Source organism: Microbacterium sp. CCNWLW41 (assembly GCF_037083505.1).
The window spans coordinates 756,434-779,315 of the sequence record NZ_JBAOJP010000002.1; the positions used below are offsets into that span (position 1 = coordinate 756,434).

Annotated in this window: 23 protein-coding genes; 12 read left to right on the plus strand and 11 right to left on the minus strand. The window is 71.8% G+C overall.

Going from position 1 to position 22,882, the window contains the following annotated elements:
* Positions 1 to 10: 10 nt before the first annotated feature.
* Positions 11 to 601, minus strand: a complete 591-nt coding sequence (locus V6R91_RS11360; RefSeq protein WP_067242527.1) for an antibiotic biosynthesis monooxygenase — start codon at positions 599 to 601, stop codon at positions 11 to 13.
* 108 nt (positions 602 to 709) lie between these two features.
* Here V6R91_RS11360 and V6R91_RS11365 point away from each other — a divergent pair, with 108 nt between their 5' ends.
* The 6 genes from V6R91_RS11365 (at position 710) to V6R91_RS11390 (ending at position 7,805) form a co-directional block, all read left to right on the plus strand.
* Positions 710 to 1,888: a thiolase family protein gene (locus V6R91_RS11365; RefSeq protein ID WP_336395489.1), complete on the plus strand. Its 1,179-nt coding sequence runs from the start codon at positions 710 to 712 to the stop codon at positions 1,886 to 1,888.
* A 522-nt stretch (positions 1,889 to 2,410) separates the two neighbouring features.
* Entirely contained in the window at positions 2,411 to 3,913 is a 1,503-nt protein-coding gene (locus V6R91_RS11370) for a CoA-acylating methylmalonate-semialdehyde dehydrogenase (protein ID WP_336395490.1), read from the plus strand.
* Between the two features lie 45 nt (positions 3,914 to 3,958).
* Positions 3,959 to 5,110 carry an acyl-CoA dehydrogenase family protein gene (locus V6R91_RS11375; protein WP_336395491.1) on the plus strand — a complete coding sequence of 384 codons (1,152 nt, stop codon included), beginning with the start codon at positions 3,959 to 3,961 and terminating at the stop codon, positions 5,108 to 5,110.
* Positions 5,107 to 6,045 (plus strand): 3-hydroxyisobutyrate dehydrogenase, encoded by a 939-nt coding sequence (mmsB, locus tag V6R91_RS11380; RefSeq protein ID WP_378820599.1) that lies wholly within the window; start codon positions 5,107 to 5,109, stop codon positions 6,043 to 6,045. Before V6R91_RS11375 ends, mmsB begins: the two co-directional genes overlap by 4 nt.
* A 477-nt stretch (positions 6,046 to 6,522) precedes the next feature.
* Positions 6,523 to 7,299, plus strand: coding sequence for an enoyl-CoA hydratase-related protein (locus V6R91_RS11385; RefSeq protein ID WP_271059520.1), 777 nt, complete (start codon positions 6,523 to 6,525; stop codon positions 7,297 to 7,299).
* Complete coding sequence (locus V6R91_RS11390; RefSeq protein WP_067242513.1) at positions 7,296 to 7,805, plus strand: putative immunity protein; 510 nt, start codon at positions 7,296 to 7,298, stop codon at positions 7,803 to 7,805. Before V6R91_RS11385 ends, V6R91_RS11390 begins: the two co-directional genes overlap by 4 nt.
* 46 nt (positions 7,806 to 7,851) lie before the next feature.
* On the opposite strand, the gene V6R91_RS11395 is transcribed toward V6R91_RS11390, so the two are convergent.
* From V6R91_RS11395 to V6R91_RS11410, 4 genes are read right to left on the minus strand one after another with little or no spacing between them, the layout of a single operon-like run.
* Positions 7,852 to 8,295, minus strand: a complete 444-nt coding sequence (locus tag V6R91_RS11395) for a YdeI/OmpD-associated family protein (RefSeq protein WP_067242509.1) — start codon at positions 8,293 to 8,295, stop codon at positions 7,852 to 7,854.
* Positions 8,296 to 8,305: 10 nt separating this feature from the next.
* Positions 8,306 to 8,779 (minus strand): SRPBCC family protein, encoded by a 474-nt coding sequence (locus V6R91_RS11400; protein WP_067242506.1) that lies wholly within the window; start codon positions 8,777 to 8,779, stop codon positions 8,306 to 8,308.
* On the minus strand, positions 8,779 to 9,312 hold the full coding sequence (locus V6R91_RS11405; protein ID WP_336395493.1) for a MarR family winged helix-turn-helix transcriptional regulator: 534 nt from the start codon (positions 9,310 to 9,312) through the stop codon (positions 8,779 to 8,781). Before V6R91_RS11405 ends, V6R91_RS11400 begins: the two co-directional genes overlap by 1 nt.
* 10 nt (positions 9,313 to 9,322) lie before the next feature.
* Positions 9,323 to 10,726 (minus strand): MFS transporter, encoded by a 1,404-nt coding sequence (locus V6R91_RS11410; protein WP_336395494.1) that lies wholly within the window; start codon positions 10,724 to 10,726, stop codon positions 9,323 to 9,325.
* 73 nt (positions 10,727 to 10,799) lie between these two features.
* Here V6R91_RS11410 and V6R91_RS11415 point away from each other — a divergent pair, with 73 nt between their 5' ends.
* Complete coding sequence (locus tag V6R91_RS11415; protein ID WP_336395495.1) at positions 10,800 to 11,864, plus strand: MBL fold metallo-hydrolase; 1,065 nt, start codon at positions 10,800 to 10,802, stop codon at positions 11,862 to 11,864.
* Here V6R91_RS11415 and V6R91_RS11420 read toward each other — a convergent pair.
* The 5 genes from V6R91_RS11420 to V6R91_RS11440 form a co-directional block, all read right to left on the minus strand.
* Positions 11,848 to 12,291, minus strand: a complete 444-nt coding sequence (locus V6R91_RS11420; protein WP_157517845.1) for a nuclear transport factor 2 family protein — start codon at positions 12,289 to 12,291, stop codon at positions 11,848 to 11,850. The two genes, V6R91_RS11415 and V6R91_RS11420, sit on opposite strands and share 17 nt — an antisense overlap.
* A complete protein-coding gene (locus V6R91_RS11425; RefSeq protein ID WP_336395496.1) occupies positions 12,288 to 12,752 on the minus strand; it encodes an acyl-CoA thioesterase in 465 nt (154 codons plus the stop codon). Before V6R91_RS11425 ends, V6R91_RS11420 begins: the two co-directional genes overlap by 4 nt.
* On the minus strand, positions 12,749 to 13,498 hold the full coding sequence (locus V6R91_RS11430) for an SDR family NAD(P)-dependent oxidoreductase (protein WP_067242486.1): 750 nt from the start codon (positions 13,496 to 13,498) through the stop codon (positions 12,749 to 12,751). Before V6R91_RS11430 ends, V6R91_RS11425 begins: the two co-directional genes overlap by 4 nt.
* An 81-nt stretch (positions 13,499 to 13,579) precedes the next feature.
* Positions 13,580 to 15,178 carry a flavin-containing monooxygenase gene (locus V6R91_RS11435; RefSeq protein ID WP_231819801.1) on the minus strand — a complete coding sequence of 533 codons (1,599 nt, stop codon included), beginning with the start codon at positions 15,176 to 15,178 and terminating at the stop codon, positions 13,580 to 13,582.
* Complete coding sequence (locus V6R91_RS11440; protein WP_336395497.1) at positions 15,175 to 16,128, minus strand: alpha/beta hydrolase; 954 nt, start codon at positions 16,126 to 16,128, stop codon at positions 15,175 to 15,177. Before V6R91_RS11440 ends, V6R91_RS11435 begins: the two co-directional genes overlap by 4 nt.
* Before the next feature lie 98 nt (positions 16,129 to 16,226).
* On the opposite strand from V6R91_RS11440, the gene V6R91_RS11445 reads away from it, so the two are divergent.
* Positions 16,227 to 16,790: a PadR family transcriptional regulator gene (locus V6R91_RS11445; protein WP_219086952.1), complete on the plus strand. Its 564-nt coding sequence runs from the start codon at positions 16,227 to 16,229 to the stop codon at positions 16,788 to 16,790.
* 137 nt (positions 16,791 to 16,927) lie between these two features.
* Here V6R91_RS11445 and V6R91_RS11450 read toward each other — a convergent pair whose 3' ends face one another.
* The gene (locus V6R91_RS11450) at positions 16,928 to 17,704 is read right to left on the minus strand and encodes an SDR family NAD(P)-dependent oxidoreductase (RefSeq protein ID WP_336395498.1); all 777 of its coding nucleotides are present in this window, start codon (positions 17,702 to 17,704) and stop codon (positions 16,928 to 16,930) included.
* Positions 17,705 to 17,841: 137 nt separating this feature from the next.
* Between V6R91_RS11450 and V6R91_RS11455 the strand changes: the two genes are divergently transcribed.
* From V6R91_RS11455 to V6R91_RS11470, 4 genes are all read left to right on the plus strand, one after another.
* Entirely contained in the window at positions 17,842 to 19,056 is a 1,215-nt protein-coding gene (locus V6R91_RS11455) for an ABC transporter substrate-binding protein (protein ID WP_336395499.1), read from the plus strand.
* A 90-nt stretch (positions 19,057 to 19,146) separates the two neighbouring features.
* Entirely contained in the window at positions 19,147 to 20,004 is an 858-nt protein-coding gene (locus V6R91_RS11460; protein ID WP_336395500.1) for a branched-chain amino acid ABC transporter permease, read from the plus strand.
* A 1-nt stretch (position 20,005) separates the two neighbouring features.
* On the plus strand, positions 20,006 to 21,829 hold the full coding sequence (locus V6R91_RS11465; RefSeq protein WP_336395501.1) for a branched-chain amino acid ABC transporter ATP-binding protein/permease: 1,824 nt from the start codon (positions 20,006 to 20,008) through the stop codon (positions 21,827 to 21,829).
* Positions 21,822 to 22,544: an ABC transporter ATP-binding protein gene (locus V6R91_RS11470; RefSeq protein WP_271059503.1), complete on the plus strand. Its 723-nt coding sequence runs from the start codon at positions 21,822 to 21,824 to the stop codon at positions 22,542 to 22,544. Before V6R91_RS11465 ends, V6R91_RS11470 begins: the two co-directional genes overlap by 8 nt.
* Positions 22,545 to 22,882 lie beyond the last annotated feature (338 nt).

Consider the following 22,882-nt stretch of genomic DNA (forward strand, 5'->3'; position numbering starts at 1 on the left):
CCCGGGCGGATCAGCGGTTCAGCCAGGACCTCAGCATCCGGGTGACCCACGGCAGGACCGCGTAGGTCATGATCGGCGTGAGCACGAGCGTCGTGACGAGCACGCGCAGCCAGATCGGTACCGCGTCCCATCCGGGCACGGGCGTCATCAGGTACGTGAACAACAGGTTCACCGGGAAGAAGCCGAGCCAGATCGACACGGCTTGCTTCCACCGCGGCGGGGTGTGCACGAGCGCGACCGTCGTCGTGCCGGTGCGCGTGGCGTCGGGCACCGTGACCGGTCCGGTCGCGGGCTCGTCGAACCAGCCCTCGATCCCGGTGCGGCGCTGCGTGCGCTCGCTGCGGACGAAGCCCTCGCCCATCGAGAGCCACCACGCGCGCTCGCCGGACGACTCCCAGGCCTCCAGCTCCGCCTCGCTGCCGAAGCGATACAGCATGTGCCAGTGATGGGATCCCTCCCCGTCGCGGACCCAGCCGGATCCGAGAAAGCCGGGGTAGGAGCTGGCGAGGTTCACACCGGTCTGCACCCAGGCGGTGGCTTCGGCGATGCGGGAGGGGTCGACTTCGCGGCGGATGGAGACGGTGACGGGGATGCTGGACATTCTGGGTCCTCGGGTCGTGCGTGCTTGTGGCGTGGTCGAGTGTACGCACCCCGTGTTTCGCGGATGTTGCACGGAGCCGGCCCCCTGCACGAGGGGCAGAATCGGAGCATGAGCAACGAAGCCGTGATCGTCGACGTCGTCCGCACCCCGGTCGGCCGGGGCAAGCCCGGGGGCGCGCTCAGCGGAGTGCACCCGGTCGACCTGGCCGCCGGGGTCCTCACCGCGCTCGTGGAGCGCACCGGCGTCGATCCGGTGCAGGTCGACGACGTGATGCTGGGCTGCGTGAGCCAGGTGGGGGAGCAGGCGATGAACGTCGCCCGGCAGGCGGTGCTCGCCGCCGGGTTCGACGAGGCGGTCCCCGCGACCACGATCGACCGGCAGTGCGGGTCCAGCCAGCAGGCCGTGCACTTCGCCGCGCAGGCGATCGCCGCGGGCGCCGCGGACATCGTGATCGCCGGCGGGGTGGAGTCGATGAGCCGCGTGCCGCTCGGATCCTCGCTCGGCGGCGTCTCGCCCCTCTCGCCCCGGATGCGGGAGCGCTATCCGGAGGGGCTCGTGAACCAGGGGGTGTCGGCCGAGCTCATCGCCTCCCGGTGGGAGCTGTCGCGAGAGGCTCTCGACGCCTATGCCGCCGAGTCCCACCGCCGCGCGGCGCAGGCGTGGGCGGACGACGCGTTCGCTCCGAGCATCGTCCCGGTTCCGGAGGCGCCCGAGGTGCGGGAGGACGAGACGGTGCGTGCCGGCACGACCGCAGACGCGCTCGCCGCCCTCGCTCCCGCCTTCCGCACCGACGCTCTCGCCGAGCGGTTCCCGGAGCTGGACTGGCGGATCACCGCCGGCAACTCGTCGCCGCTGACCGACGGCGCCTCCGCCGCGCTGCTGATGAGCGCGGACCGGGCGGAGCGGCTCGGTCTGCGCCCGCGCGCCCGGATACTCGCCACCGCGGTGGTGGGAGACGATCCCCTGTTCATGCTGACCGGCCCGATCCCGGCGACGAGGCGCGTCCTCGATCGGGCCGGGCTCTCCCTCGACGATCTCGACGCCTACGAGGTCAACGAGGCGTTCGCGTCCGTGCCGCTGGCGTGGGCGGCGGAGCTCGGAGCCGATCCGGCCCGGCTGAACCCCTGGGGCGGCGCGATCGCCCTGGGGCATGCACTGGGGTCTTCCGGGACCCGGCTCCTCGGCACGCTGCTCGACCACCTGGAGGCCACGGGCGGCCGCCGGGGCCTGCAGACGATGTGCGAGGGCGGCGGCATGGCCAACGCCCTGATCCTCGAACTCCTCTGACCCACCCCCACCCCCCCCGGGGCTCCGCGCCATCCGGTTCTGGGGTCGATTCCGGGGTCCCGGGGCCCTCTCCGGTGCCGTTTTCCCCCAGTTCGAACCCCGATCCGGATCCCCACCCCGCTCCCCAAGTCCTGGGTTTGGGGCTCACGGCGGGGGATTGGGGCCCGAATCGGGGCCGATCGACCCCGGGAAGGACCCCGAATCGGACTCGGATCCCGGAGCGCGGGTGGCACGGAGTGCCAAGGAAAGAGGGGACCCCCGCCGACCCGATTCGGCGGGGGTCTCGCGGTGCGGAACCGCGACGGGCGCCCGTGAGAAAGGCGATCCCGGTGGCGCGGAGACGACGGTCACCCGATCCGGTCTGAGTACGTGTCCGCGCACACACTGTTGTACGCGGCCGAGGTGACGAGGAGGTGAACGCGGAGGGAAGCCTCGGGCAAATACTTGGGCACCCTAGTAATTCCCATGGGATCCACGTACCATCGTCATGATGCCAATGGCGGCACGAGAGGATCGAGCACAATGACCCGTGACATCCCGCACTTCATAGGCGGATCGCGTGTAGAGGGCGTCTCCGGACGATTCGGAGACGTCTTCGAGCCGAGCACCGGCGCCGTCCAGGCCCGCGTCCCGCTCGCGGACGCGTCCGAGGTGCGCGCCGCGATCGCGAACGCCGAGGCGGCGCAGCCCGACTGGGCCGCGACCAACCCCCAGAAGCGCGCCCGCGTCTTCATGCGCTTCCTCGAACTGCTCCGCGACGAGACCCCCGCGCTGGCGGAGCTGCTGTCGCGCGAGCACGGCAAGACGCTCGACGACGCGAAGGGCGACATCCAGCGCGGCGTCGAGGTCATCGAGTTCTGCGTCGGCGCCCCGCACCTGCTCAAGGGGGAGTATTCCACCGCGGTCGGCACCGGGATCGATGTCTACTCGCTGCGCCAGCCGCTGGGCGTCGTCGCCGGGATCACCCCGTTCAACTTCCCCGCGATGATCCCGCTGTGGCAGATGGGCCCCGCGATCGCCGCGGGCAACGCCTTCGTCCTCAAGCCCAGCGAGCGCGACCCCTCGGTGCCGGTGCGGATCGCGGAGCTGTTCCTCGAGGCCGGGCTCCCGGCCGGGATCCTCAACGTCGTGCACGGCGACAAGGAGGCCGTCGACACCCTGCTGACCGACCCGCGGATCCGAGCGGTCGGCTTCGTCGGCTCCACCCCGATCGCCGAGTACATCTACACCACCGCCTCCGCCCACGGGAAGCGTGCGCAGTGCTTCGGCGGTGCCAAGAACCACCTCGTCGTCATGCCCGACGCGGATCTCGACCAGGCCGCGGACGCGCTGATCGGCGCGGGATACGGATCGGCCGGCGAACGCTGCATGGCGATCTCGGTCGCGGTGCCGGTGGGCGAGGAGACGGCCGAGGCGCTGTCCGCCAAGCTCGCCGAGCGGGTGGCGGCGCTGAAGGTCGGCCCGTCGCTCGCCGACGGGGTCGACTACGGTCCGCTGGTCAACCGCGCCGCCGTCGAGCGCGTCGAGGGCTACATCCAGCAGGGGATCGACGCCGGCGCCACGCTCGTCGCCGACGGCCGCGGGCTCACGGTCCCGGGGCACGAGGACGGCTTCTATCTCGGGCCGACCCTCTTCGACCACGTGACCACCGACATGTCCATCTACCGCGAGGAGATCTTCGGTCCGGTGCTCGTGATCGTCCGGGCGAAGGACTACGAGGAGGCGCTGCGGATGTGCTCGGATCACGAGTTCGGCAACGGCGTGGGGATCTTCACCCGCGACGGGGATGCCGCCCGCGACTTCGTCGCCAGGGTCGAGGTCGGGATGGTCGGCGTGAACGTCCCCATCCCCGTCCCGATCGCCTACTTCACTTTCGGCGGATGGAAGCGCAGCGGCTTCGGCGACCTCAACCAGCACGGCGCCGACGCGTTCCGCTTCTACACCAAGACCAAGACGGTGACGAGCCGCTGGCCCGCGCACGGCGTGCGCGAGGGCGCCAGCTTCGTCATCCCCACGATGCACTAGCGCCCACCCTCCGCGCCACGAGCACGACCCCACGAGGAGACACCGATGACCATGGTCACCACCACGACCGCCGAGGAGCGCGAGGCGATCCTCGATGCCGTCCGCGACTTCGCCGCCACGGAGCTGGAGCCGTTCGCCGCGGAGCGGGACGAGAAGCACCTCTTCCCGCGCGAGAGCCTGCACCGCGCGGGGGAGCTCGGCCTCGGCGGCATCTACGTCCGTGAGGAGTCCGGCGGCACGGGGCTCTCCCGCGTCGACACCGTGGCGATCTTCGAGGCGCTCGCCGAGGGGGATCCGGCCGTGGCGGCGTACATCTCGATCCACAACATGGTCGTCGGGATGATCGACGGCTACGGCACGGAGGCGCAGCGGGCCCGGTGGCTGCCGTCGCTGACCAGCATGCAGGCGTTCGGCGGCTACTGCCTGACCGAGCCGGGCGCGGGATCCGACGCCGCGGCGATCGCGACGAGCGCCATCCGCGACGGCGACGACTACGTGCTGACCGGGGTGAAGCAGTTCATCTCCGGTGCGGGCGAGGCGGCCGTCTACGTCGTGATGGCGCGCACGGGGGAGCCGGGCGCGAAGGGGATCACCGCCTTCCTCGTGCCGGCCGACGCTCCGCGGCTGAGCTTCGGCGCGCCGGAGAAGAAGATGGGCTGGCATGCGCAGCCGACCCGGCAGGTGATCCTGGACGAGGTGCGGGTCCCGGCACAGAACGTGCTCGGCGAGGAGGGTCGCGGCTTCGCGATCGCGATGTCGGCCCTCAACGGCGGACGGCTGAACATCGCCGCGTGCTCGATCGGCGGCGCGCAGTGGGCCCTGGACCGGGCGACGCGCTACGTGCACGAGCGCTTCACGTTCGGCGAGGCGCTCGCCGAGAAGCAGTCGATCGTCTTCGCCCTCGCCGACATGCGCACGGAGCTGCACGCCGCGCGTCTGATGGTCAGGGACGCGGCCGAGGCGGTGGACGCCGGCGCCCCGGACGCGGCCGCCCGGTGCGCCATGGCGAAGCGCTTCGCGACCGACGCGGGTTTCGACGTGGCCAACCGTGCCCTCCAGCTGCACGGCGGCTACGGCTACCTTCAGGACTACGGGATCGAGAAGGTGGTGCGGGACCTCCGCGTGCACCAGATCCTGGAGGGCACGAACGAGATCATGCGCCTGATCGTCGGGCGCGACGTCCTCAAGGGCGTGTGAGCGCCCGTCGGGGCGCGCGGAAGGAGCGGACGATGAAGATCGCATTCCTGGGCCTCGGGCACATGGGCCTGCCGATGGCGAGGAACCTCGTCGCGGCGGGCCACGACGTGATCGGGTTCGACGTCGTGGCCGCGGCGGTCGAGGCGGCGCGGGCGGCGGGCATCGCGGTCGCGGCGTCCGGCACGGAGGCGGCCTCCGGCGCGGACGTGGTGCTGACGATGTTCCCCAGCGGCCGGCACGTGATCGAGGCGTACGACGGCGGGCTCCTCGCCGCCGCGCCTCCGGGGACGCTGTTCATCGACTCCTCCACGATCGCGGTGGACGAGGCGCAGACCGCTCACGAGAGGGCCGTGGCGGCGGGGCACCGCAACATCGACGCCCCGGTGTCCGGAGGAGTGGTCGGCGCGGAGAACGGCACGCTCGCGTTCATGGTCGGCGGATCCGACGAGGACTTCGCGGCGGCGCTGCCGCTGTTGGAGGCCATGGGGAAGCGGATCGTGCACTGCGGCGGGCCGGGGCTCGGACAGGCCGCGAAGGTGTGCAACAACATGATCCTCGCGGTGTCGCAGATCGTCGTCGGAGAGGCCTTCGTCCTCGCCGAGCGGCTCGGGCTGGAGCACCAGGTGCTCTACGACGTCGTGTCGCAGGCGTCGGGGCAGTGCTGGGCGCTGAGCACGAACTGTCCCGTCCCCGGACCCGTGCCGTCGAGCCCGGCGAACCGCGACTATCAGCCGGGCTTCGCCGGTGCGCTGATGGCCAAGGACCTGGGACTCGCGCTGCAGGCGATCGAGGCGACGGGCACCGACGCGCGGCTGGGCCGTCTGGCGCAGGAGATCTACGCCGCCTTCGCCGCGGGGGAGGGGGCGGGCCGAGACTTCTCCGGCATCATCACCGACATCCGCGACGCCTCGGCCCCTCCCGTCCCGACCCCCTGACCCCCCATCCCCGGCCCCAATCCCCACCCCAATCCCCGTCCCCGGCCCCAATCCCCATCCCGAACCCCCGTCCCCAATCCCCACCCCAATCCCCGTCCCCGGCCCCAATCCCCATCCCGAACCCCCACCCCCACCCGGACCCCAATCCCCCGTCCCGGACCCCCACCCCCACCCGGACCCCAATCCCCCGTCCCGGACCCCAATCCCCGCCCGCGACCCCAACCTCCGTCCCGATCTGCACATCCGAACCCGATCTGCACAGCAATTTCGGCTTTCCCTGTGCAGATCGGGACAAGGTGTGCAGATCGGGAGGGGCGGGACCCGGAGGGGGCGGGACCCGGAGGGGAGGGACGGGAGGGGGTGGGACCCGGACGGGGATGGGACGGGAGGGGGAGGGGAATCCCGTGGGGCGGGAGAGGGTGTCCGGAGCATCGGTGATACTGGAAGGGTTGCAGCGCCGCGACGGAGGGGAGAGACATGACCGAGTACGAGACGATCATCGTCGAACAGCGAGGACGCGTCGGATGGATCACCCTCCATCGCCCCGAGGCGCTCAACGCGCTGAACTCCCGGATCGCCGCGGAGGTCACCGCCGCGGCCGTCGCCTTCGATGAGGACGAGGGGATCGGGGCCATCGTCGTCACGGGCTCCGAGAAGGCGTTCGCCGCCGGCGCCGACATCAAGGAGATGGAGTCGATGTCGGCGGCCGAGATGACGGCCACGGACCACTTCGGCGTCTGGCGCGACTTCGCCGCCGTGCGCACCCCCGTCATCGCCGCGGTCTCCGGCTATGCGCTGGGCGGCGGCTGCGAGCTGGCGATGATGTGCGACATCATCCTCGCGGCCGACACCGCGCGGTTCGGCCAGCCGGAGATCAACCTCGGCGTGATCCCGGGGATGGGCGGCACCCAGCGGCTGATCCGCGCGGTCGGGTACTACAAGGCGGCCGAGCTCGTCCTGTCCGGCCGTCTCATGGACGCCGCGGAGGCTGAGCGGTCCGGCCTCGTCTCCCGAGTGGTTCCGGCCGCCGACCTCGTCGCCGAGGCCGAGAAGCTCGCGACGACGATCGCCTCCAAGTCGCTGCCCTCGGTGTACGCGGCGAAGGCGGCGCTGGATCAGGCGATGGAGACGACCCTCGCGGACGGGCTCGCGTTCGAGAAGCAGGCGTTCGCCGCGCTGTTCGACACCGCGGACCAGAAGGAGGGCATGGCCGCCTTCCGGGAGAAGCGCCCCCCGGAGTTCCAGCACCGATGAACGCGTCGACGCCCTCCGCCTCCCCGTCCGCAGACGAGGAGATCCGCATCGAGACCGGCGGGCTCGGCGCCCTGGCGATCCCGGACGACACCGACCTGACCCTGTCCGAGGACGATCGCCGGGAGCTCGTCGCCTGGACGGTGGCGTGCGCCGAGCGGCTGCTGCCCCTGTTCGTCGCGGAGCGTCCGGACGATCGTCGTCCGCAGGAGGCGCTGGACGCCGCGTGGGCGTTCCTTCGCGGCGAGCTCGACATCGAGGCCGTGCGCGAGCGTGCCTTCGCGTGTCACGCCGCAGCTCGCGAGGCCGAGGATCCGGCGGCCGGGGCCGCCGCCCGGGTGTGCGGGCAGGCCGTGGCGGTGGCGCACATGGCCGGTCACAGCCGCCAGGTCCCGCGGCACACGGCGAAGGCGTTCCCCCACGATCGTGCGCGTCGCGACGAGGAGCTGGCCTGGCAGCGGATGAACATCCCGGCCCGGTTCGACCGTTACGTCTACGAGGGCGACTGACCGGATCCGACGCGGCGCAGGCCGCGGGACCCGCGGGACCGCTCGGTCAGGCGTCGCGGAGCTCGGTGAGGATCTTCGCGATGCGCCGCTCCCTGGTCGCATCCTGCTTGGCCTCGTCCACCGCCCGCGCCATCTCCTTGCGGCGGGTGTAGGAGAGCCCGTCGAAGGACGCCGCCAGACCGGCCTCGGCGAGGGCGTCCGCGAGAGGACCCGGGACGTCGACCGTGCGCTCCGCGGTGTCCTGGACGATCACGGCGTCGAGCTCGTCGCCGAGTTCGACGCCCAGCTCGGCGCGCACCGCCTTGCTGAAGCCGATGAGGTTCTTCCCGCCCATCCGGGCCAGGCGCAGCCGCGCGGTGCGGTCGCCGATCGTCACGGTGACGGGGAACGCCTTGGCGTCGCCCAGCGCCGCCACCTGCTCGTCGGTGAGCACGATCGCGCCGGCAGGGCCCATGGGCTCGAGGACCGTGCGGAGTCGGAGTTCGCTCATGCGCGTCAGCCTACGGCGCGTCGAGCCCGGGCGACAGGGCGAGCGCGCGCCGCTCGAGCACGTCGTTGCGCTCCCGGATCAGCCGCTCGAGGTGGCGGCCCATGAGCGTCGCGTCGACGAGCCGGCCGAGCACTCCGAACGGCGAGCGGAAGCGGATCTCGTCCCGCATGCGGGTTCCCCCGGGGATCGCCGTGAACGCGTGCCGGTGGCGGAACTCGGCGAAGGGGCCGCGCACCTGGTGGTCGATGAAGCCGTGGGGCTCGTCGACGTCGTGGACGAGGGAGGTCATCCGGAAGCGGATCCCGAAGTGCCGCGCGCTCCAGGTGATCTCGTCGCCCTCGCCGAGCTGCTCGGCCGGTGCGGTGCCGACGATCCGCTCCCGGTGGCGGGACATGGACTCGACGTGCACGTCGGCGTCGAGAGACAGCCCGAACACGAGGGCGACGGGCGCCGCGATGTCGCGTTCGAGCACGAAGGAGGGCATCAGAGCGGATCCGGCTGCGGTCGGGGGTCGGCGAAGTCGCCGGCGCCCTTGCGCAGGCGCGCGACGATCGCGACGAGGTCGGCGGCGTCCGCGGCGGACAGCCCCGGCGCGCGGAAGACCTCCGCGTTGAGCGCGGAGGTCGCCTGCTCCACGACGGCCCGCCCCGCCTCGGTGAGGGCGAGCATCGCCGCGCGTCCGTCGTGCGGGTGGGGCTCGCGGCGGATGAGCCCGTCGCGCACCAGGCGATCCGCGGTGCTCGACATGCTCGTCGCGTGCACCTGGAGCCGGGCGACGACGCTCGACAGCGGCAGGTGCCCCTCCCGGCTGAACGCGAGCAGGCGCAGCACCTCGTAGCGCGCGAAGCTCAGTCCGAAGGGGCGCAGGGTCTGGTCGACCCGCGCCTGCAGGAGCTGCTGGGCCCGCATGACCGAGATCACCACCGACATGCCGTCGGCGGCGTCGTGCCACCCGTGCGCCAGCCACTGCCGCTTCGCCTCGGCGAGCGGATCGATGGGCAGCGGGCGACGGCTCACGGGTCCTACGCTACCGTCGCGTCCCGGCCGCTCCGCGCCGCGGCACGACCAGGGCGAGGGCGCCGGCGGCGGCCGAGAAGCCCGCGACCGTGATCAGGGAGGCGGTGAGGCCCGTGTCGGACAGGAAGTCGGGGTCGGCGGTCGCGGGCCAGGACACCAGCGCGAACGCGAACGCCGCGCTGGCCACGGCGCCGGACAGGGCGCGCACGAGCGAGTTCACGCCGTTCGCGGCGGCCACGTCCGCGGCGGGGGACGCCTCGGTGATGAGCGCGGGCATCGCGGCGAACGCGAACGCGATCCCCGCGCCGACGAGACCGGAACCGAGGACGACGAGCACCACGTCGCCGTGCGCGACGGCGCGGAAGAGGAACGCGGCCGCCATCACGGCGCATCCTCCGCACAGCGTCGCTCGCCCCCCGAACCGGGACAGCGCGCGGGCGGCGGCGGGCGCGAGCAGGATCATCAGCACCGCCGACGGCGCGAGCACCGCCCCCGCGACGACCTCCGGCAGGCCGAGCCCCATCCTCGTCTCGACCGGTCCCAGCGCCTCCTGCATGGTGAGCAGATGGTTCGCGAACATGCCGAACGTGGCGAAGAAGGAGGCGATGTTGATCTGCAGCACCGGGGCGCGCAGGGCGGCGCGCACGTCGACCACGGGGCGGGGATGCCGCCACTCCCAGGGGAACCAGATCGCGAAGCCGAGGACGGCGACGACGGCGCAGACGATTCCGGCGGCGCTCGTCAGGCCCCACGACGTTCCCTTGGAGATGAGCAGGAGGAGAGCGGTGAGCGCGACGGCGAGCAGCGCGGTGCCGAGCACGTCGAAGCGCTGCGGGCCGCCCCGGGGGCTCTCCCGTGTCGTCATGGCGATGAGCCCGCCCACGACCACGCCGGCCACGGCGGAGAACCAGAAGATCGCGGGAAGCCCGCCGGCGGCGGTGAGGACTCCGGACAGCACCAGACCCAGAGCGGACCCGATGCCCAGCGTGCCGCTCATCAGGGCGATCCCCAGCACCGCCCTGGTCCGGTCGAGGAGCGCCGCCATGAGCCCGATCCCGAGGGGGATCGCGGCGTTCGCCGTCCCCTGGAGCGCCCGGCCGATCAGCACGGCCGTGAAACTCGGCACGGAGGCGGCGACGACCGAGCCGACGACGAGCAGGCCGACCGACAGCAGCAGCATCCGGCGGCGGCCGTAGAGGTCCCCGAGCCGGGTGAGGACCGGGGTGCCCAGAGTCCCGGTGAGCAGCGTGATCGTCACCAGCCAGACGGCGTCCTCGGCGGGGACGCCGAGCTCGGCCGGGACGAGCGGCAGCGCCGGCATGAGCAGGGTGAACTGGAGCGAGGCGATCATCCCGGTCAGCGCCAGGACGCCGATGGTCAGCCGCGCGGATCGTCCGTGTGCGGAACCGGCCATGCCCTGCCTCTCGAACAAGCGCTTTGTAGGGTGAGCCTATCGCGCGGCACCAAGCGGTTGCTAGGGTGGGCGCATGTCCGCACCGTCCGCACCCCCGCAGGACCCGATCGTCGTGACGAGCCCCGCGCAGGCGGAGGCCTGGAGGCGGCGGGAGTCCGCCCCGGTCGAGGAGGTCGCGGACGGCGTGTGGGCGATCCCCGTGCCGATCCCCGGGGGCGGGATCCCCGCCACGCTCAGCTATGCGCTGATCGGCGAGGACGGCGTCCACCTGATCGATCCCGGCTGGGGCGGGGAGCGGACGCGGGACACTCTCGAACGGGCCCTCCTCGCGCGCGGTCGGCGCATCGCGGACGTGCGGACGGTCGTCGTGACGCACTTCCATCCGGACCACCTCGGGGCTGCGGACGGCATCCGGCGGGAGAGCGGCGCGGCGCTGGTCCTCTCCGGGAACGAGCGCCGCGTCCTGGCCCGTCAGACGCATCCGTCGGCCTCGGACGAGGTCGAGTACCGGAGTCGCCTGGAGGAATGGGGAGTCCCCGGCGGGCGGCGCGCGGAGCTCCTGGCGGGCTTCGACCGGCCCTCGCTCGTGGAGGACACCGAACCCGACCTGCTCGTGGCGGACGGCGACGAGCTGCGGCTGGCGGGCCGCGTCCTGGAGGTCGTGGCGACGCCCGGGCATACCGGCGGGCACGTCTGTCTGGCGGACCGGGCCGCTCGTCTGCTGTTCACGGGCGATCACGTCCTGCCGCAGATCAACTCCGGGGTCGGCATCGGCTCCCTCCCCGGTGACGAGCCGCTCGGCGATCTGCTGTCCTCGCTGGAGCGGCTCGCCGAGTTCGACGACTTCGAGGTGCTTCCCGGGCACGAGTACCGGTTCACCGGCCTCGGATCGCGTCGCCGCCAGATCGCCGCGCATCATCTCCGGCGCACCGCGGAGGTGGCGGCCGTCGCGGACGAGCTCGGCGACGCGCCGATCTGGCAGTACGCCCGGCGTCTGACCTGGACCGCGGGGTGGGACGCGCTGACCGACTTCTCCCTGCACTCGGCCCTGCAGCAGACCCAGATGCACCGCGACCTCGTGCGGAGCGGACGAGCCGACGAGCTGTTCGCCCGGTACGGGATCACTCCCGGCGGATGACCCGCCGACGGACCCGCCAGCCCGCGGGCGTCCGGACGAGCTCGTCGTCGTAGCCGCCCATCGCCGTCAGCACGGGCGTCGCGTCCGTCTCCCGGTAGTAGCGGAAGTAGGCGCGACTGCGGGCGGTGTCGCCGGAGACCTCGACGGTGATCGTCGAGACGTCGTGTCGCGTGGCGCTCCCCGGTCCCTGGATCCCCGCGGCACGGCGCTCCCGGACGCCCTCGCGCAGCGCCTCGCGTCCGGAGATGGGTCCCGCCTCCAGCGGCAGCCCCGTGGCGTGGACGAGGTCCCACACCGCGTCCGCCGTGAAGCAGTCGAGGTAGTCCTCCACATCGCCGTGATCGGCGAGCTGGGCGATCCGCCCGAGGAGCAGCATGATCTCCTGTCGGTCGGCGACCGTGCGCAGGAGCGCGGGGTCCGTGCTCATGCGGGCCCCGCGGCCCACGCCGTGAGGCGCTCGCGGAGCAGGTCCGGGATGCGGATGGTGCTCTGGTCGGGCGAGACGGTCACGAGGGTGTTCGACGCCCTCGCCACGACGACGCCGTCGTCCACACGGGTCATCTCGTGGGTGAAGCGGAAGGAGGACGTTCCGACGTCGCCCACCCGCAGATCGATGCGGATCCGGTCGAGCAGCCGCGCTGCGGCCAGGTACTCGCACTGCGTGGCGCGGGAGACGGTCCACCACCCGTAGCGCTCCTTCAGCTCGTCCTGACGGAGCCCCTGCAGGAAGAGGAACTCCGTCTGCACGGCCTCCATCTTCGGGAACCAGGCCGCGTAGTAGAGGATGCCGGCGGGGTCGGTGTCCGCGTAGCTGAGGCGCACCACGTGGCTGTGCAGCGCGGGGCGGGCGGGCGGTGCCGGGGCGTCGGTGCGCGCCGGAGTCGTCATTGGGTCACGGTCCAGCCGCCGTCGACGGGCAGGAGGACGCCGTTGACGTATCCCGCGAGCGGCGAGAGCAGGAACAGCGTCGCCCACGCGATGTCGGACGGGGAGGCCATCCGGTGCAGCGGGATCCGCTCCAGCACCTGCCGGCCCAGCGGGCTTGCGGCGAACCCGGCGAGACGCGGCGTGTCCGTCATCCCGGGCGCGACGCCGTTGGCGCGGAACGCGTCGGCGCGATGCGCCGCGAGATGACGCACGTAGCCCATGATCCCTGCCTTCGACGCGGAGTACCAGGCGTTGTCGGTGCCGACGAGATTCCCGGCGACCGAGGTGGTGGCCACCATCGCGGGGAGCGCGTCCCCGGCCGGGAGATCGTCGGCCCAGGCGTCGGTCATCCGGCGCACGCTGCCGATGCACACCGCGAGCGCCTGGTCGAAGGGCAGAGCGCTGCTGGAGGCGGGGCCGGCGTTGTTGTGCAGGTACCGGATCCCGCCGAGCGCGGCGCGCGCGTCGGCGAAGCCGGCCCGTACCGCCTCGTCGTCGCCCACGTCGGCGACCCAGGTGTGCACGGTGCCGCCGGCATCGCGCACTGTGGCCGCGGTCTCCTCCAGGCCCGCGGGGACCAGGTCCCACAGGCTCACGGACAGCCCGAGCCGGGCCGCGTGCAGGGCCGTGGCGCGGCCGATGCCGCTTCCGGCGCCGGTGATCAGCAGGACGTCGCCGGGGGTGAACCCGAGATCGGGCGTGCTCATGATGATCCTCCTCGACCAAGCATTTGTTTGCTCTGCACCCTAGCCCCATCCGTCCGGAGGCGCCATACCGGAACGCCGCGGTCAGCGCCGGGACAGCACGAAGCCGCGGTAGCCCTCGGCGGCGACCTCCTCGGCGTGCTCGATGTAGCGGCGGAATCCGCCGATGTACGGGAGGAAGCCGCGCGCCTTGCCCTCGATGTTCGCGCCGGTGTACCACGAGTCCGCGCCGGCGAACAGCGTGCCGGCCGCGACCCGGGCGGTCTCCTCCGTCCACGCCTGCGCCGCGTCCTCGCGCGCCTCGGCCGACGTGTAACCGTGCGCGAGGCAATGGTCGATGAGTCGCAGCGCGTACTCGCCCTGCTGCTCCGAGGTCAGAGCCATGTTGGCCAGGACGCTGGGCGTGCCCGGCCCGTTCAGGGGGAACAGGTTCGGGTAGCCGGGCAGCCCGATGCCGAGATGGGTCACCGGGAACCGGGTCCAATCCTCCCGCAGGACGCGTCCCTCCCGCCCGCGGATGTCGATCGCCGTGAGGGCGCCTGTCATCGCGTCGAATCCCGTCGCGAAGACGATGACGTCCAGCTCGCGCAGGCCCGACGCGGTCCGGATGCCGCTCGGCTCGATCCCCGTGATCGGATCCCTGCGGAGGTTCACGAGGTCGACGTGCGGCAGCGCGAAGGTCTCGTAGTAGCCGCTGTCCGTGCAGATGCGTTTGGTGCCGAGGGGGTGACCGGTCGGCGTGAGGTCGGCGAGGACGTCGGGATCGGACACCGTGGCGGCGAGCTTGCGCTCGAAGAAGTCCCGGGCCGCGTCGTTGACGACGGGGTCCGTCGTCACTCCGGCGAAGGCCTTGGCGAAGAGCACGCCGCCGCGCGTCCAGCTCTCCTCGAACACCTGCTCGCGCTCATCCTCGGAGGCGTCCGCGAACGGCACGGGGTGCGACGACCAGGGGGACCCTGCCGGGCTGTGCCACGAGACCGCGCGGCGATGGGCGAGCCCCTCCTGCTGACGTGCCCATTCGTCGTCGTCGATCGGTCGGTTGAACGCCGGCACGCTGTAGTTGGCCGTCCGCTGGTAGACGACGAGCTCGACGGCCTGTTCGGCGATGATCGGCACCGCCTGGATGCCCGAGGAGCCGGTTCCGATCACGCCGACGCGGAGGCCCCGGAGATCGACCGGTTCCGTCGGCCAGGACGATGTCTGGAGCACACGCCCAGCGAAGGTGTCCCGTCCCGGGATGTCCGGCAGCAGGGGCTGCGACAGGCAGCCGCTCGCCATCACCACCCACCGCGCCCGCACCTCGAGCCCGGAGCCGGTGCGCAGGGTCCAGCGCTGGTCCGGGTCGTCCCAGACGGCCTCGATGACACGCTCCCCGAAGCGGTAGTGCCGCCGGATGTCGAACCGGTCGGCGACGTGGTTCAGGTAGCGGAGGATCTCGGGCTGCGTCGCATAGCGCTCGCTCCAGCGCCAGTCGCGCTGGAGGTCGTCGTCGAATGAGTAGGAGTAGTCGATGCTCTCGACGTCGCAGCGCGCGCCCGGGTAGCGGTTCCAGAACCACGTGCCGCCGACGTCGTCCGCCGCTTCGAGGCCGATCACGTCGAGTCCGCGGCGGCGAGCGTGCACCGTCGTGTAGAGACCGGCGAACCCGGCCCCGACGACGACGAGGTCGTGCGTGGAGATCATGCGTGCTCCTGTCGGTGCGGGGCGAAGAGGGAGCGGATGTCGGCCCACAGCATGTCCGCGGCGGCGCGAGCCGGGCCGTATCCGGGGATCGTGAGGAAGCCGTGGAACTGGTCGGGATGGTGCCGGTGGAGCACCACGCCGCCGGCCCCGCGTAGCTGCTCGGCGTAGGCGGCGCCCTCGCCGTGCAGGGGGTCGAGCCCGGCCGTGACCACGATCGCGGGTGCGACCCCTCGGAGATCCGCGGCGCCGGGGGCGATGCGCGGGTCGGCGGCGGCGCGGTCCCGCGTCGCACGATCGGCCGGATCCGCCCCGAGGTAGTGCCGCCAGTACGCGGCCAGGATCGCCGCCGTGACGAAGTACCCGTCTGCGCGGGTCCGGTACGTCTCGGAGGACATCGTCGGGTCCAGGAACGGATACAGCAGCACCTGCCCGCGCACGCGCACCGCAGCATCTCCGCGGAGGGCGACCGCCGCGCCGGCGGCGAGGTTCCCGCCCGAGCTGTCGCCGGCCACCAGGATACCGTGCGCGCCGTGCCCGCGCTGCACGGTCCAGCGCACGGCGGCGACCATGTCCTCCCACGCGGCGGGCGCCCGATGCTCGGGGGCCTTGCGGTATCCGACGGAGACGACGGGGCCGCCCGTGCGTCGCGCCCAGGTGCGGCACCAGCCGTCGTGTCCTTCGATGGATCCGTGCAGGAAGCCGCCGCCGTGGGCGTAGACGGTGGTCGGGACCCCCGCGATCGCATCCTCCGGGTGCGGTCGGTACAGGCGCACGGGGAGGCCGTGGCCCCCGACCTCGAGGCGGTGGTCCTCGGCGTCCGCCACGTCGTCCAGGTTGCCGGGTGGACGGATCCGCGCGTCGACCGCGGCGCGCGCCTCGAGCGGCGGAAGGGCGGCCACATCCGGGAACGTCTCGTTCAGCAGGGCGAGCAGCCGTCGCGTCTCGTCCATCCCGATCTCCTTCGATCAGCTGGGCTCATGACGGGGTGTCACGGCAATATGACTAACAGTCATAGTACATTTAGTCATATCTTTCCAGAGGGGCGGCGATGGCGATCGACGAGGACGACACGGACCTCCCGGCGACGACCTGGGCGGTGCTCGGGATCCTGTCGTTCGGGACGGAGCTGTCCGGATACGACGTGAAGCGCTGGGCGGATCAGAGCCTGGCCTTCTTCTACTGGGCGCCGTCGCAGAGCCAGATCTACACCGAGCTGCGCCGACTGGAACGGCTGGGGCTCGCCGTCTCCCGGGTCGAGCAGACGCACGCGGCCAAGTCCCGGCGGCTGTACGAGATCACCGAGGCGGGGCGCGAACGCATCGCGCACTGGGCCGACGCCGTTCCCGCCGACCCCGTGGTGCTCAAGCACTCCCACATCCTCCGCCTGTGGGCCGCCCACAACGGCGACCTCGACGGCCTTCGCCGGGCCCTCGTCGCGTACCGCGACGAGGCGCTGGTGCGGGCGGGCCGCGCGGCGGCGCATGCGGAGGGCGCGCTGCGCGAGCCGTCGTGGCGGTTCTCCTCGCTCGCGCTGGAGTGGTCCGACCGGTTCTACCGTGACGAGGCCGAGCGGATCGACTGGCTGCTGGAGCGCCTGCAGGGCATGGCGTGAGGCCGGGGCGTTTCGTCTCGCGGAGACCTGCACTGAGCGAGCGCAGCGAGTCGACGTGTCGCTCAACGACCGGTGGGTCTCGGTCGTTGAGCGAGGAGCGCAGCGACGAGACGAAACGCGTGCCCGGCGGTGCGGGCTCAGACTCCGAAGCCGCCGTCGACGTCGAGCTTCTGGCCGGTGATGAACCCCGCGGCCGGCGAGGCGAGGAACGCCACCGCCTCGGCGATGTCGGCGGCCGTGCCGAAGCGGCGGAGCGGGATGTTCCCGCGGGCGACCTCGAGGGCGCGTTCGTCGAGATCCCCGGAGGCCATCAGCCGTGCGGACATCCCGTCCCAGAGCATGCCGGGTCCCACGCAGTTCACGCGCACGCCGTACCGCCCCTCCTCCGCGGCGAGTCCGCGGGCGAGCGCCTCGACGCCGCCCTTGGGGGCGGCGGACAGCCCGTCCCGCACGGGGTACCGGCGGGTCGCGGCGCTTGTGACCGCCGTCAGCGATCCGGCCGATGCGCGCAGCGCGGGCAGGAAGGCGCGGGCGATCGAGAAGAACCCGACGAGGTCCTCGTCGACCTGTGTCGCGAACTGCTCCACCGTGACCGTGGAGAGATGCTTCATCGGCACGTGCGGCCCCGCGGCGTGCACGACCGTGTGCACGCCGCCGTGCTCGGCGACGAGGGTCTCGGCGAGCACGGCGGCACCCTCCGCGTCGCGGACGTCCAGGCGGTGCGCGACGGCGCGCGGGCCGAGCTCGTCGAGGAGATCGGTCGGGGCGGCGCTGCGGTGCGTGACGCAGACGGTCAGGCCGTCCGCCGCGAGGCGTCGCGCCACGGCCTGGCCGATGCCGCCGCCGCCCCCGGTGACGACGGCGACGCCGTGTCGTTCGGGGCGGGCAGGGGGATCCGGTTCGGTGGGGGTCATCGCCCGACCGTATCACCGCGCACAAGCAAGTGACCGTTCGGTCTTGCCCGGAATACTGACATGTGTTTGAATCAAGCAAGCGTTTGGTTTGCGTCTGCCCGTTCGCTCCTCCGCTCAATGATGAGAAAGGCACTTCCATGCGTATCACCCGAATCGCAGCAGTGACCGCCGGCGTCCTCGCCGCGTCGCTCACCCTCGCCGGCTGCGGCGGAGGCGGGGCGGCGGAGGGCTCGTCCGAACAGCCCGGCTCCGACGAGCCGATCACCGTCGTCGTCCTCGGCGGCATCGGCGCGGAGGGCGTCCTGGCCGACAACGCCACCACGTCCGTGACCGCCGCGAAGGCCTCCGTCGATGCGATCAACGCCGACGGCGGCATCCTCGGGCGCGAGGTCGAGATCGAGGTCGTCGACGACACCGCGGACCCGACCGTCGCCGTCACCAAGCTCCGCGAGCTGCTGGCCAGCGAGAAGCCCGTCGCGGTGATGAACTCGGGCCCCTCCACGGTCGCCGAGGCCACGATCCCGATCCTCGGTCAGAACCAGATCCTCTCGTTCAACATCGGCCCGACCGCGACGTCCGGCGACCCGTCGGTGAACCCGCTCAACTTCGATCTGTCGGCCTCCGTCCCCGACTACATCGGCTCCTTCGTCCACGAGATCGAGCAGCGCGGCTACGGGAAGGTCGCGATCCTGCACGGGTCCAGCGCGTACGGCGAGCTCTTCGGCAAGCAGTCCAAGGACGCGTACACCGAGGCCGGCATCGAGGTCACCGGGATGCAGGGCTTCGACAACGCGGCCCTCGACATGACCGCTCAGCTCGAGGCGCTGAAGGAGACGAACCCCGAGGCCCTGGTGCTGGACGCGTACGGCGCGCCCCTCGGCTACGTGCTGCAGAGCCTGGAGAAGCTCGGCTGGGACATCCCGGTCCTGGGCAACACCTCGGTGGCCGCCACACAGCTGATCGCGACCGAGCCGCCCTCCGGCGTCCTCGGCACGGACCAGGTCAAGAACCTGACCATGCAGGTCTACACCAGCACGAAGCACGACCCGAGCGATGAGAAGGTGAACGCGGCGGTCGAGACCATGATGGCCGCCGGCGACATCCGTTCCTCGCTGATCCTCGCCTACAACTACGACTCGATGTTCCTGCTCAAGGCGGCGGCGGAGTCGGCGGGCTCGCTGGAGGCAGAGGCGCTCGCCGAGGCACTCGTTGACCCGGAGGTGCAGAAGTCGGCGGGGACCGTGATCCTCTCTCGCTACGGCTTCACCGCCGAGTCGCACACCCCGCACGTCACGCCCGAGGACTTCCTCTTCATCCCGCCGGGCAAGCTCGTCAACGGCCAGTACCAGTAACGGAGCGCGTCCGCCGACCGGCGGCCCCGGATCCTCGACCGACGATCCGGGGCCGCCGCGCAGGAAGCAGTGACGGAAGGACCCCGACCCATGACGATCATCTGGTCCGGTCTCGCCCTCGGCGCGGTCTACGCGCTCGTCGCGATCGGCTACAACATCGTCTTCCTCTCCCAGAAGACGTTCAACTTCGCCCAGGCGGCGCTGATGATGCTCGGCGCGTTCCTCGCGTACCTCGGCATCGCCGTGATGGGTCTGCCGTGGTGGCTGGTCGCGATCGGCGCCGCCGTCATCGTCGGCGGCATCGCGGCGCTCGAGGAGCGCATCGCGATCCGCCCCGTCAAGGACATGCACAACCTGCTCGTCACCACGCTCGGCGCCTCCATCGTCATGGAGGGCGTCGCGCAGGTGATCTGGGGCGGCGAGCCGCGCCGGGTCCCGTTCTTCCTCGGCGATCAGGTGCTCACCGTCGCCGGCGGGCGGATGTACCCGGTGGAGATCGCGCTCGTCGTGCTGGTCGTCGTCATCGTGGTCGGGCTGACCCAGTACGCCAAGCGGAGCATGAACGGCCTGGCCCTCCTCGGTATGAGCGAGGACCGCGAGGCCGCGCAGCTGCGCGGCGTGAACGTGCGCCGGTTCGCGCTCATCGCCTTCGTCTTCACCGGCGTGCTCGCCGGGTTCCTCGGCGTCTTCGTGGGGCCGAAGACCTACGCGGTCGCGACCCTCGGGGCCTCTCTCGCGCTCAAGGGCTTCGTGGTCCTCGCGATCGGCGGCTTCGGATCGCTGTGGGGGACCCTCGCCGGCGGGGTCATCGTGGGTCTCACCGAGGCCCTGGCCAGCCGGTACATCGGATCGGACTTCGCGAACCTCAGCGTCTTCCTGATCCTCATCCTCATCCTCATGGTCAAGCCGACGGGGCTGTTCACCCGTCGCAGGGAACGGGCGGTGTGACATGGCGACGTTCTGGCTGAGACTCCGGGCGGTCCCGGGATGGATCTGGCCCCTCGCGATCGGGGCCGTGCTGCTCGTGCTGCCGTTCCTCGGCACCGGCTACGCGGTCACGCGGCAGATCGAGCTGACGCTGCTGCTCGCCCTCATCGTGTCCGGACTGAACCTCTCGCTGGGCTATGCCGGGGAGCTGGCCATGGGCCAGGTCGCGATGTACGCCGCCGGCGCCTACACGGCGGGGCTGATGAGCAAGGCGGGGATCACCGACCTGCTCCTGCAGCTCGTCGCCGGTGCACTGGTGGCCCTCGTCGTCGGCCTGATCTCCGGCATCCCGGGGCTGCGGATGGGGAGCTGGTCGCTGGCGATGACCTCGTTCTTCCTCATCCTCCTCGTCCCCGACCTGCTGTCGATGTTCAAGGACGTCACCGGCGGACGCAACGGGCTGGCGGGGATCAAGCCGCCGACGCTGTTCGGCGAGATGGTCGATCCGCGGACCTACTACCTCGTGATCGCGGTCATCGCGATCCTCTGGTTCGCCGTGATGCGCAATCTCGTCGTCTCCCGGCACGGCACGGCGCTGCGCGTGCTCAAGCAGAGCCCGGTGCTCGCGTCCTCGATGGGCATCTCGGTGTTCCGGACCAAGCTCACCGCGTACGCGCTCGGCGCCGTGCCGGCCGGTCTCGCCGGCGTGCTCTTCGCCAACCTGGACCTGTTCATCTCCCCGGAGGCCTTCGCCTTCTCGTTCGCGATGACGGTGCTCGCCGCGTCGATCTTCGGCGGGTCCGCGAGCGTCTACGGGGCCCTGGCCGGGGCGGCCGTGCTGCAGTTCGGGATGAACCAGGCCACGAACTTCCAGCAGTTCGGCCTGATCATCTCGGGCGCCTTCCTCCTGATCGGAGGGGTCGCCTTCACCGGCGGACTGTCGGGGCTGCTGCGAGGGCTCGTCCGCCGGGCGGATCGCGCGGCGAAGGCGGCGGCGGGCGTCACGGCGGCGCCCCTCGCCGCGGGGGAGATCCCCGCCATGGCCGGAGCCGTGCTCGAGACCGAGCGGGTCTCGAAGGCGTTCGGCGGGAACCGGGCCCTCGCGGAGGTGAGCGTCGTGGCTCGACCGGGGGCCGTCACCGCGGTCATCGGGCCCAACGGCTCCGGCAAGACCACCCTGCTCAACATGATCTCGGGCTTCTACCGGACCGACGCCGGGACGATCCTGCTCGACGGCGAGCAGATCCAGGGGCTGCCCAGCTACCGCGTCGCCCGCAGCGGCGTGTCCCGCACGTTCCAGACCCCGAACATCCCGGAGAAGCTGACCGTCTTCGAAGCCGTGCTCGCCGGGCGCTACGCCGGCGACCGGGTGAGCGTGCTCTCCTCGGTCCTGCGTCTGCCGCGCTATCGCCGGGTGGACCGTGCGGACCGCGACGGCGCCGAGCGCGCCCTGGCCCTCGTGGGACTGGACGGGCAGCGTGACGAACTGGCCGACTCGCTCCCGCTCGGCCAGCGCCGGCTGCTCGAGGTGGCACGGAGCCTGGCCGCCTCCCCGAAGGTGCTGCTGCTGGACGAGGTGGCGTCGGGCCTGGACGAGGACGAGCTGGAGGTCCTGGAGGGCCTGATCGTCCGGCTCCGCGCGGCGGGCATGACCGTCGTGCTCGTGGAGCACAACTTCCAACTGGTGCTGCGCCTGGCCGACGACATCTACGTGCTCGCGCAGGGCACGGTGATGGCGCACGGCTCCCCGGAGCAGATCGAGAGCAACCCGCGCGTGATGGAGGAGTACCTCGGGGTCTCCGTCGAGCACGATGCGGCCGTCACGGCAGGAGAGGGCGATGACTGACGACGTGCTGCTGGAGGTCTCGAACCTGCAGACGGGATACGGCGATCTGCGGGTGGTCCGTGACGTGTCGCTGACCGTCCGCGCGGGCCAGATCACCGTGCTGCTCGGCCGCAACGGAGCGGGCAAGACCACGACGCTGCGCGCGATCTCCGGCCTCAACCGCACCGCCGGCGGCACGGTCCGCTACCTCGGCGCGCCGCTGGAGGACGCTCCGCACAAGCGTGTCGCACGGGGGATCTCCTACGTGCAGGAGGGCAAGCGCGTCTTCCACGAGCTCACCGTGGAGCAGAACCTCCTCCTCGGCGGGTTCTCCCGGCGCGTCGGGAAGCGTGCGCTGATCGACACCCTGCCGGAGATCTACGACCTGTTCCCGATCCTCGCCGCCAAACGGGCGCTCCCCGCCGCCAGCATGTCCGGAGGGCAGCAGCAGATGCTCGCGATCGGGCAGGCGCTGATGGCCCGCCCGAAGCTGCTGATCCTGGACGAGCCCAGCCAGGGGCTCGCGCCCGTCATCGTCAAGGAGGTGATGGAGCGCGTGCACGCCCTGAAGCAGACCGGTCTCGGGATCCTCCTCGTCGAGCAGGCGGTCCAGGACTCCGTCGCCATCGCCGACGAGGTGAGCGTCATCGAGATGGGTCGGACGGTGCTGTCCGGGGCGGCCTCGACGGTCACGCTGGAGGAGCTGCAGAAGGCCTACTTCGGCGCCGCGGCCTGACCGCCGGTCGTCGACCGAGCGAGACGGGGCCTGTCCAGATCCTGCCCCAGGGCTCGCGCCCTCCCGCGGCATCCGCACCCTCCCTCGGCATCCGCACCCTCCCTCCGCATTCGCACCCTCCCTCCGCATTCGCACCCTCCCGCGGTGATCGCGCGTTCGCGCGGTGATCCTTGTCGAGTCCGTCCGTTTGAGCGGTGGATCTCCGGTGGAGGCGCTCGCCACGCTCCTACGGAGAACGCGCGCTGCTGCGGGGTTTGCGCACGCGTACGGAGTTCGCGCGCTGCTACGGAGAACGCGTGCTTGCGCGGAGGGCCCAGGCGGATCCGTCCGCGTGGGCA

Excerpts from the sequence above, each read along its gene's own strand:
- V6R91_RS11400 (WP_067242506.1), bottom strand. The coding sequence starts at position 8,779 with ATGCCCTCCTTCGTGCTCGAACGCGACATCGCGGCGCCCGTCGCCCTC.
- V6R91_RS11370 (WP_336395490.1), top strand. The coding sequence starts at position 2,411 with ATGACCCGTGACATCCCGCACTTCATAGGCGGATCGCGTGTAGAGGGC.
- V6R91_RS11420 (WP_157517845.1), bottom strand. The coding sequence starts at position 12,291 with ATGAGCACGGACCCCGCGCTCCTGCGCACGGTCGCCGACCGACAGGAG.
- V6R91_RS11410 (WP_336395494.1), bottom strand. The coding sequence starts at position 10,726 with ATGGCCGGTTCCGCACACGGACGATCCGCGCGGCTGACCATCGGCGTC.
- V6R91_RS11450 (WP_336395498.1), bottom strand. The coding sequence starts at position 17,704 with ATGACCCCCACCGAACCGGATCCCCCTGCCCGCCCCGAACGACACGGC.
- V6R91_RS11440 (WP_336395497.1), bottom strand. The coding sequence starts at position 16,128 with ATGGACGAGACGCGACGGCTGCTCGCCCTGCTGAACGAGACGTTCCCG.
- V6R91_RS11395 (WP_067242509.1), bottom strand. The coding sequence starts at position 8,295 with ATGAGCGAACTCCGACTCCGCACGGTCCTCGAGCCCATGGGCCCTGCC.
- V6R91_RS11470 (WP_271059503.1), top strand. The coding sequence starts at position 21,822 with ATGACTGACGACGTGCTGCTGGAGGTCTCGAACCTGCAGACGGGATAC.
- V6R91_RS11415 (WP_336395495.1), top strand. The coding sequence starts at position 10,800 with ATGTCCGCACCGTCCGCACCCCCGCAGGACCCGATCGTCGTGACGAGC.
- V6R91_RS11390 (WP_067242513.1), top strand. The coding sequence starts at position 7,296 with ATGAACGCGTCGACGCCCTCCGCCTCCCCGTCCGCAGACGAGGAGATC.
- V6R91_RS11365 (WP_336395489.1), top strand. The coding sequence starts at position 710 with ATGAGCAACGAAGCCGTGATCGTCGACGTCGTCCGCACCCCGGTCGGC.
- V6R91_RS11460 (WP_336395500.1), top strand. The coding sequence starts at position 19,147 with ATGACGATCATCTGGTCCGGTCTCGCCCTCGGCGCGGTCTACGCGCTC.
- V6R91_RS11425 (WP_336395496.1), bottom strand. The coding sequence starts at position 12,752 with ATGACGACTCCGGCGCGCACCGACGCCCCGGCACCGCCCGCCCGCCCC.
- V6R91_RS11445 (WP_219086952.1), top strand. The coding sequence starts at position 16,227 with ATGGCGATCGACGAGGACGACACGGACCTCCCGGCGACGACCTGGGCG.
- V6R91_RS11360 (WP_067242527.1), bottom strand. The coding sequence starts at position 601 with ATGTCCAGCATCCCCGTCACCGTCTCCATCCGCCGCGAAGTCGACCCC.
- V6R91_RS11385 (WP_271059520.1), top strand. The coding sequence starts at position 6,523 with ATGACCGAGTACGAGACGATCATCGTCGAACAGCGAGGACGCGTCGGA.
- V6R91_RS11430 (WP_067242486.1), bottom strand. The coding sequence starts at position 13,498 with ATGAGCACGCCCGATCTCGGGTTCACCCCCGGCGACGTCCTGCTGATC.
- V6R91_RS11435 (WP_231819801.1), bottom strand. The coding sequence starts at position 15,178 with ATGATCTCCACGCACGACCTCGTCGTCGTCGGGGCCGGGTTCGCCGGT.
- V6R91_RS11375 (WP_336395491.1), top strand. The coding sequence starts at position 3,959 with ATGACCATGGTCACCACCACGACCGCCGAGGAGCGCGAGGCGATCCTC.
- V6R91_RS11455 (WP_336395499.1), top strand. The coding sequence starts at position 17,842 with ATGCGTATCACCCGAATCGCAGCAGTGACCGCCGGCGTCCTCGCCGCG.
- V6R91_RS11465 (WP_336395501.1), top strand. The coding sequence starts at position 20,006 with ATGGCGACGTTCTGGCTGAGACTCCGGGCGGTCCCGGGATGGATCTGG.